Source organism: Mycobacterium asiaticum (assembly GCF_001673635.1).
Lineage (GTDB): Bacteria > Actinomycetota > Actinomycetes > Mycobacteriales > Mycobacteriaceae > Mycobacterium > Mycobacterium asiaticum_C.
Genome location: NZ_LZMH01000061.1, coordinates 178,482 through 185,234, shown reverse-complemented (window position 1 = coordinate 185,234; position 6,753 = coordinate 178,482). Strand labels below are relative to the sequence as shown.

General features: G+C 68.2%; 8 protein-coding genes and 1 pseudogene. 5 read left to right on the top strand and 4 right to left on the bottom strand.

Annotated elements, in window-relative coordinates; genetic code table 11:
* Positions 1–79 (bottom strand): annotated as a pseudogene (locus A5645_RS28790) (TetR/AcrR family transcriptional regulator); the annotation flags it as partial.
* A 42-nt stretch (positions 80–121) separates the two neighbouring features.
* On the opposite strand from A5645_RS28790, the gene A5645_RS17975 reads away from it, so the two are divergent.
* Positions 122–772, top strand: coding sequence for a TetR/AcrR family transcriptional regulator (locus A5645_RS17975; RefSeq protein ID WP_065130518.1), 651 nt, complete (start codon positions 122–124; stop codon positions 770–772).
* Positions 769–1,980, top strand: coding sequence for an acyl-CoA dehydrogenase family protein (locus A5645_RS17970; RefSeq protein ID WP_065035775.1), 1,212 nt, complete (start codon positions 769–771; stop codon positions 1,978–1,980). Before A5645_RS17975 ends, A5645_RS17970 begins: the two co-directional genes overlap by 4 nt.
* On the opposite strand, the gene A5645_RS17965 is transcribed toward A5645_RS17970, so the two are convergent.
* The gene (locus A5645_RS17965; protein ID WP_216638325.1) at positions 1,977–2,684 is read right to left on the bottom strand and encodes a hypothetical protein; all 708 of its coding nucleotides are present in this window, start codon (positions 2,682–2,684) and stop codon (positions 1,977–1,979) included. The genes A5645_RS17970 and A5645_RS17965 overlap by 4 nt on opposite strands.
* 70 nt (positions 2,685–2,754) lie before the next feature.
* Here A5645_RS17965 and A5645_RS27230 point away from each other — a divergent pair, with 70 nt between their 5' ends.
* Positions 2,755–3,189 (top strand): hypothetical protein, encoded by a 435-nt coding sequence (locus A5645_RS27230; protein WP_081288416.1) that lies wholly within the window; start codon positions 2,755–2,757, stop codon positions 3,187–3,189.
* Positions 3,186–3,785, top strand: coding sequence for a DUF998 domain-containing protein (locus tag A5645_RS17960; RefSeq protein WP_065130517.1), 600 nt, complete (start codon positions 3,186–3,188; stop codon positions 3,783–3,785). The genes A5645_RS27230 and A5645_RS17960 overlap by 4 nt, the downstream gene beginning before the upstream one ends.
* Here A5645_RS17960 and A5645_RS17955 read toward each other — a convergent pair whose 3' ends face one another.
* The gene (locus A5645_RS17955; protein ID WP_065130516.1) at positions 3,786–4,622 is read right to left on the bottom strand and encodes a crotonase/enoyl-CoA hydratase family protein; all 837 of its coding nucleotides are present in this window, start codon (positions 4,620–4,622) and stop codon (positions 3,786–3,788) included.
* 75 nt (positions 4,623–4,697) lie between these two features.
* Between A5645_RS17955 and A5645_RS17950 the strand changes: the two genes are divergently transcribed.
* Positions 4,698–5,903, top strand: coding sequence for an MFS transporter (locus A5645_RS17950; protein ID WP_436405508.1), 1,206 nt, complete (start codon positions 4,698–4,700; stop codon positions 5,901–5,903).
* On the opposite strand, the gene A5645_RS17945 is transcribed toward A5645_RS17950, so the two are convergent.
* Positions 5,836–6,651 (bottom strand): acyl-CoA thioesterase domain-containing protein, encoded by an 816-nt coding sequence (locus tag A5645_RS17945; protein WP_065130538.1) that lies wholly within the window; start codon positions 6,649–6,651, stop codon positions 5,836–5,838. The two genes, A5645_RS17950 and A5645_RS17945, sit on opposite strands and share 68 nt — an antisense overlap.
* Positions 6,652–6,753 lie beyond the last annotated feature (102 nt).

The following is a 6,753-nucleotide window of genomic DNA, read 5'->3' as shown; positions in this document are numbered from 1 at the left end:
TGCTCCAGATCAGCTGACCCGCCGTGCGCACGGCGTTCTCGACGCTGTCGGGTTCGCCGGCGTCGTACTGCTCGCGCCACTTACTTTGCGTACCGATGTGGTGAGTGAGTACTCTCTCACCATGGTCGCCGAACAGAGTCGAGGGCGCGATCGGCTGCTGGCCGAGGCGCTCAAGCTGTTCGCGGCCAAGGGTTACGCGGCGACGTCGGTGGCCGACATTCAGCGTGCTGCCGGCCTGGCGCCGGGGTCGGGCGCGCTTTACAAACACTTCGGCTCCAAGCGCGAGCTGCTGGAAGCCGCCGTCGAGCACCGGATCGCCAGCATCGTCGCCGCGCGCGAGCAGTACGACGCCGGCGAACCCGACAGCGTCGAGAACGCCGTGCGCACGGCGGGTCAGCTGATCTGGAGCAACTTCAAGCAGAGCGAGGACCTGCTCAAGGTCATGCTGCGCGAGCCCGACGAACTCGGCGACCTCGATGAGAAGACGTGGCAGGTCATCACCGACAATGCCTATCAGCGGTTCGCCCACGAACTGGCCGCGTCCAACCGCTCCGGCCGCACCGATATCCCCGACCCGGAGGCGGCCGCCGCCGCCGCGATCGGTTCGTTGTCCTACGCCGCGACGCTGCGCGCCCTCACCGGCCGCCTACCCGGAAATATCGACGAAGACCGCTACTTCGAGGCGTGGGTCAAGCAAACACTCAGCGTCCTCGCGCACTACCGAACACCTAGAACCCCTACCCAGCAACATGTTTCAGGAGCACAACAGTGACATTCTCTATGCAACTCAGTGACGACGTGATCGAGGTGCGCGATTGGGTGCACAAGTTCGCCGCCGACATCATCCGCCCGGCCGCGGCCGAGTGGGACGAGCGGGAGGAAACCCCCTGGCCGGTGATCCAGGAGGCCGCGAAGGTGGGACTGTACTCTCCCGACTTCTTCGCCCAGCAGGCCGCGGAGGCCACCGGGCTGGGCATGCTCACCGCCTTCGAGGAGATGTTCTGGGGTGACGCCGGCATCGCACTGTCGATCATGGGCACCGGACTGGCCGCGGCGGCGTTGGCGGGCAATGGGACTCCCGAGCAGCTGGGCCAGTGGCTGCCCGAAATGTTCGGCACCGCCGACGAACCCAAGCTCGGCGCGTTCTGCTCATCGGAGCCCGACGCCGGGTCGGACGTCGGCGGCATCCGCACCAGGGCACGCTATGACGAGGCCAGCGGCGAATGGGTGCTCAACGGCACCAAGACCTGGGCCACCAACGGCGGCATTGCGAACGTGCACATCGTCGTCGCCTCGGTCTACCCGGAACTCGGTACCCGCGGCCAGGCCAGCTTCGTCATCGGGCCGGACACCAAAGGCCTTGCGCAGGGCCAGAAATTCAAGAAGCACGGCATCCGTGCCTCGCACACCGCCGAGGTCGTGCTCGACAACGTGCGACTTCCCGAGGACGCGATCCTCGGCGGCCGCGAAAAATTCGAGGCGCGGGTCGCCCGGGTCAAGTCGGGTGCGTCCACGCGTGGCCAGGCGGCGATGAAGACCTTCGAGCGCACCCGTCCGACGGTCGGCGCGATGGCCGTCGGGGTGGCCCGGGCCGCCTACGAGTACGCGCTCGACTACGCCTGTCAGCGCGAGCAATTCGGTCGCAAGATCGGCGAATTCCAGGCCGTCGCATTCAAGCTGGCGGACATGAAAAGCCGTATCGACGCGGCCCGGCTGCTGGTGTGGCGGGCCGGCTGGATGGCGAACAACAACCAGAACTTCGACAGCGCCGAGGGATCGATGGCCAAGCTGGTGGCCAGCGAGACCGCCGTCTACGTGACCGACGAGGCGATCCAGATTCTCGGCGGCAACGGCTACACCCGCGACTACCCCGTGGAGCGGATGCACCGGGACGCGAAGATCTTCACCATCTTCGAGGGCACCAGCGAGATTCAGCGCCTGGTGATTTCGCGTGCGCTGACCGGGCTGGCCATCCGCTAGGCCGCCGCGCCCTGGCGTTGCCGGCCGACCACGGACAGTCCCGCCAGCCGACGCCAGGACCGGATGGCCTGCCGCGTCACCGCCACGATCACTGCAGGCCCGGCGTCCAGGCTGGCCAGCCGATGAGCACGCAGCGCGTTGCCGGTGACCGCATCCAGCGCGTCCCAGTCGTCGGTGTCGGCGAACAGGGTCGACTGGTAGGCGGCGCGCACGGCGTACTTCTGCGCGCTCGGCTGCATCGCCGCGCTGACCTCACGGGCGAGCCGGCCGGCCCGGTCCCAGGTCGCGATGTCCGGCAACTCGCCGGGCGCCAGGGTGCGGTGCAGTTCGGCGATCGTCGAGATAACCTCGGCCGCAACGCCATCCGCGTATCGAATGACTCCCCACGGTGGGCTGATCAGCAGCTTGGACACCCACCGGCGAGCCACGTCGGCGCCGACGTCGGCCGTCCCCACCGTCAGCCAACCCAGGTCGAGGGCCAGCACGGCGTCTGCCGGAGACAGGTAACCGTCCGGCCCGGCCAACTGGTCGTTACACAGCTGGACGAAGGCGGCCAGCGGCCGGGCGGAGGTCGCCGGGAAATCGGTGATCCGCTCGTCCCCGTTGATGTACGAAATGACGTTCATGGCACACCCTTTGGCCGATCCCGGCTGGTGGGATCCGCGCGCCAGCCGCAGCGGATGGGTGATGCGCTCGAGGTCCATGGTGAAACGCATTGTATGACGGGTGACGTCACGACGCTTCTGGACACGGCGGGATGACATGATGAGGCGCATGGCATTTCTGTTGGACTCGGCCCGCAATCCGGTTGTCGACGACGAGACCGCGGTGGGCTCGATAGGCGTCATCGAAAGCCGCGCCGTTGCCGGCTCCGCCGCTGTCGCGGGCAGCGTCGCCGTGGCCGGATCGGCGACGACCGCGGGCAGCGTCGCGGTGGCGGGATCCGTCGCGACGGCGGGCAGCGTGGCGGTGGCGGGATCGGCCGCAACAGCGGGCAGCGTCGGGGTGATCGCCAGCCTGTTGACGGTGATCTGCGTGTTCGTCCAGGAATGCGTCGCTTGCCTGGCCTGCATCGCCTGCACGCGCTGCGTGGGTTGCGTCGCGTGCGTGCGGTGCACCGACTGCGTGGGGTGCGTCGGCTGTGTCAACTGCTCAGGCCTGCGGAATGCCAGGGGCGCCAGGAACATTCATTTGGAACCGGCTGCTTGAGCAGCAAGTGCGGTGCGGCCCTCTGGGTCCTCGGAGCCATCGGGTACCTGGTCCTGGAGGCGCTCTCCGCCGCCGGTTATCCGCACTACAGCTATGCCGACAACTACATCAGTGATCTCGGGGTCGCCGGCTCCAGGACGCATGTCATGCACGTCGCGTTCTGCTCGTATGGCGTGCTGTTTCTGCTCGGTGCCGTCCTGGTCGTAGGCGTTCCGGCCAGGCGACGGGCCCGTATCTTCCTGGCCATGGCCGCCGCCAACGCCGCCGGGAACATCGTGGTGGGAACCGTATACAGCGGCAAGGTGCACGTCGCCGGGGCCGCCCTGGCGATCGTGGGCGGCAACGTCGCCGTCGCGGCCGGGTCCGGGGTGGTCGGCATCTCCCGCCGCTGGTACCGCCGCGGCTCCGAACTCGTTGCCGCCCTGGGGTTGTTGTCGCTGACCATGCTGGTGGTCGATTCGAGGTTCACCGATTTCCGGATACTGCCCGACGGGGTATTTGAGCGCGGCAGCGTGTACTCGATCACCATCTGGCAGTTGCTGACGGCGGGCTGCCTGCTCGCGGCCGAAGATTCGGCCCCCGATTCGGTGCAGTGACTACTTGCCGGTGAAGTTCGGCGACCGCTTCTCCAAGAACGCCCGCGGACCCTCTTTGGCGTCGGCCGACGCCATGACGGCCATCCCGAGCTCGAGTTCCCGCGGAAAGGCTTCGGCCTCGGTCTTTTTCAGATTCTCCAGGACCGACGCTTTGATGTTGCGCACGGCCAGCGGGCCGTTGGCCGCCACCTGCGCGGCGATCTCCCGCGCCTTGCTCAGTGCTCCACCGGCGGGCGTGACGTGCCCGACCAACCCGACCTCGTAGGCCCGCTGCCCCGAGATCGGCGTGCCGACCAGCAGCAGTTCCATCGCAACGGTGTAGGGAATCTGCCGGGGCAACCGGATCGTCGACGCGCTCATCGGAAACAGGCCGCGCTGCACCTCGCTGATCGCAAGTTGCGCGTTCTCGGCGGCGACCCGGATGTCGAATGCCTGCAGGATCTCCATCCCGCCGGCATAGCAGTAGCCCTCCACGGCGGCGATGATCGGCTTCTTGACGTAGTGATCCTTCAGGAACCCCTTGTAGATCAACGAGAAATCGGCTTTGACCCGCTCCTCGTACTCGTTCTGCGGCGGTTCACCGGCGATCAATGCGCTCACCAGCCGGTCCAGGTCCGCTCCGGCGGAGAAGTTGCCCGCCGCCCCGGTCATGATCGCGACACGCAGGTCGGGATCTCCGTCGAGCAGGTCCCAGGCATCGGCGAGCCGGCACAACACCTCCGGGTTGAAGGCGTTTCGCTTTTCGGGGCGGTTGATGGTGATCGTCAGGATGTGTTGGTCGCGCTCGACGAGGACTGCCGCTTCTGCCACGTACTGCTGTGTAGCACGAAACCCCATTCCCGAGATAGTGAGGAAGCTCTCGTCTAGGAATAAGCAGGAATAACGCGCCCGGGCGGCATTGTCTGTGCACCGGTGAGCACCGCGACGCTGAGAACTTCGAGTGAGGCGACCAGACTTCTGTTTGCCGGCGTGCTGGCGACCCTGCTGGCGATGGGCTGGGCGGCCAGCCATTTCACCGCGCTGATGCCCGCCCTGGGCGCAGGCAAGCACCTCAGTGCGACCACCCTCGATGTGATATTCGGCGTCTACGCAATCGGATTGCTGCCCGGCCTGCTGCTCGGCGGGCGGGCGTCCGACACCTTCGGGCGCGCCTCGGTTGCGCTGGCGGGCTCGCTGACGGTCCTGCTGGGCACGGTGGCGATGCTGCCGTCACAGGAGTCCGGCGTGCTGATGGTGGGGCGGCTGATCGTTGGGCTGGGCGTGGGGCTTGCCGTCAGCTCGTGCACATCATGGGCCTCGGATCTGCACGGCTCCACCGGCGCGGCCCTAGCCGGTGCGGTGTTGATGGTCGGTTTCGCCGTCGGGCCCTTCGCTTCGGGTGCGATCGCCTCGATCGCGCCCTCCGGCGTCCGGTTGGCGTTCGCCGTCGCCGCGGGCCTGGTCGCGGTGGCGATGATCATCGCGGTCGGTGTCTCGCAGCGGGCCGCGCCGGTGCGGCCGCAGCCCGCACCGGAGTTCGCGGCGCCGGAAAGTCACGGGGGGCGCCTCGCGTTGGGCTGGGCCCTGCCGCTGGCCCCTTGGGTGTTCGCCTCGGCGTCGGTCGCCTTCGTCACCATCCCCACCAAGGTGCACACGGGTCTGGCCGCACCACTGGCGGCCGGAGCCGCCGCACTGATCACCAACGGCGCCAGCGGGATCATCCAGCTGGTGGCCCGGGCACGCCGCTGGGGCCCGCAAACCGGCACCGTCGGGGCGTTGCTCGCCGCACTCGGATACGCGGCGCTCGCGGTCGCGCCGTCGACGGTGCCACTCGGGCTGGGCCTGGCGCTGGTGCTGCTGCTCGGATGCGCCTCCGGCCTATGCCTGCGCGAGGGTCTGATCGACGTGGAAGCCGCGGCGCCGCAACATGTTCGCGGGACCCTGACCGGGGTCTTCTATGCCGTCACCTACGTCGGGTTCGGCTTGCCGCTGCTGTTGACCGTGCTTGGCTACGGCCCGGAGACGACGCTGATCTTCGCCGGGTTAGCGGGGCTGGCGACGACCGCTGCGCTCAGCCGCGCGGTGCGGTTGCGGCGTCATCCGCACCGGCAGCACCGCGTGAGTCCTGCGTCGGCCTGAACCCGGTTTGCGCGATGGCGACGGACACACCGTTGCCGATCGGGCCGCGGTGGTCGACCAGGACGGCTGAACCGGTCGCGACACCGTCGTCGCTGTAGTGGGTGAGCGAGCTTAGCCCGAGGTGGGGGCCGTCGGGCAGCCGGCTCAAGGTCAGCGTGTAGTCGACGTTGATGAACTCCAGACCCTGGGTTCCCCAGTTGGCGATCGACGCCGTGATGTCGCCGGCCATGGCGGCGCGGGTGAAGGCCGTCATCGGTTCGTCATCGATCAGCGGGCGTGTTTCCTGCAGCCAGGTGTACTTCGGGCCGAACGTCTGCGCCCATTCGGGATCCGGGTTCTGCAGCTCCGCGCCCCACCCGTAGGTGCGGATGAACAGCGACGGTGCGTCGAGCACTTCCGGCAGCGGGGGCATCTGTACCGGCTGCGACCAGATCTGCCCGTCGGGCTGGGCACCGCGCCGCAGGAAGAGTGCACTGGCCTGCGCCACCGTGTTCCCTTCCTGGACGACGGCGGCCTCGACGAGGCGCAGCCGCCGCCGGTCTTGGAGCACGCGGGTGTGGACCTCGAGGGGCTGCAAGGCGGTGGGGCGCGGCAGGTCGACGGTCAGGCGGGCGGGCTGAAATTGTGGGTCGTCGACCGCGCGCTCGACCGCCCAGCCCAACAGGCCACCGACCACGTGGCCGCTCAGCGACGGCCCCCAACCACCCCGTGCGATGGCGGTCGGCACGAAGTGGTTATCCGCACGCAGGAAATAGGGCGGCGAGTCCGCCGTGACGCCACCGTCAGAATCGCCGTGCACTCCGTTTTTCTACAGCACCTCAAGTTTGCGGTGCGCACGGGATCCGCCCCG

What these genes read in the sequence shown, in the direction of transcription:
- A5645_RS17975 (WP_065130518.1), top strand. Translation starts at nt 122, where the DNA reads ATGGTCGCCGAACAGAGTCGAGGGCGCGATCGGCTGCTGGCCGAGGCG.
- A5645_RS17965 (WP_216638325.1), bottom strand. Translation starts at nt 2,684, where the DNA reads ATGGACCTCGAGCGCATCACCCATCCGCTGCGGCTGGCGCGCGGATCC.
- A5645_RS27230 (WP_081288416.1), top strand. Translation starts at nt 2,755, where the DNA reads ATGGCATTTCTGTTGGACTCGGCCCGCAATCCGGTTGTCGACGACGAG.
- A5645_RS17955 (WP_065130516.1), bottom strand. Translation starts at nt 4,622, where the DNA reads ATGGGGTTTCGTGCTACACAGCAGTACGTGGCAGAAGCGGCAGTCCTC.